Origin of the sequence: Halorubrum tibetense (genome assembly GCF_042661865.1) — an archaeon.
Lineage (GTDB): Archaea > Halobacteriota > Halobacteria > Halobacteriales > Haloferacaceae > Halorubrum > Halorubrum tibetense.
This window is the reverse complement of sequence record NZ_JBHSWW010000563.1, coordinates 1-791: the sequence shown is the minus strand read 5'-3', so window position 1 is coordinate 791 and position 791 is coordinate 1. Positions and strand designations below refer to the sequence as shown.

Annotated in this window: 1 protein-coding gene; it reads right to left on the bottom strand. The window is 49.6% G+C overall.

Annotated features, from left to right (window positions below):
- Nucleotides 1-791, bottom strand: a 791-nt coding sequence (locus tag ACFQEU_RS16980) for a hypothetical protein (RefSeq protein ID WP_379784056.1), incomplete at both ends; no start/stop codon positions are given.

Below are 791 nucleotides of genomic sequence, written 5' to 3'. Positions count from 1 at the left end.
TCGAATTGTTTGGTGTGAAGCGACTGTCCCAGCGGGTATACCAAGGTTGCTCCTTCTCTAGAATAAACTCGGAGGTAGACCTGGATAGGTCGCCACTGTCGGCGCTGGCAAGTGCATAAAAGTGTGCTTCGCTTAAGCTAACATCGCCAGACCGGTCTAGATCTATTTGGGCTGCAGGAATTGTTTCGCCCAGTCGGGTTTTGCCCGCCAGTGCAGCGAAGAAATAGGTGGTGTAGTCCCTAAAATCTGCCTCGTTGGTGCCTAAGTCACAGCCTTCGGCTTCCCGCCTATCCGACTCGGCGAGAAAGCCGCAGCGCTGCTGTTCACCCCGCACATCGCTGTAGGGGTTGTCATAGATTAAATTGGCAAACGAACCAGAAAAACATTGAGTGAGAACGAAATTAACCGTTGCTTGCGGATGAATTTTATCGAGTAATTGGTCGAGTTCAGAAACAGTTAGATGTGTGTCGCCCCAGAGTTTTAGAGTGTTTTTGCGGGTGTCTCTCGGTTCTATATCGCCGTGGCCGTTATAAACAATCAGCACTTTATCGTCGGGTTTTACCAGCGCAAACTGTGCTTCAAGGCTTGCAACAAGTGTGGCTTTTTCTGTACTGCCGTCCACCTTGCCGATGCTATTGCGCTTGGTTTTCTTAGCATAATCGAGACCGCTTGCGAAAACGCGTAAAAGAGTTTCGTGAATTGGGTCGCGCTCTTTCGGATTGGCGAAATAGACGACGTCGTCTGCGCTATCATCGCCGTTGGTGTAGTAGGTATAGTTTTCAATGCCTTTC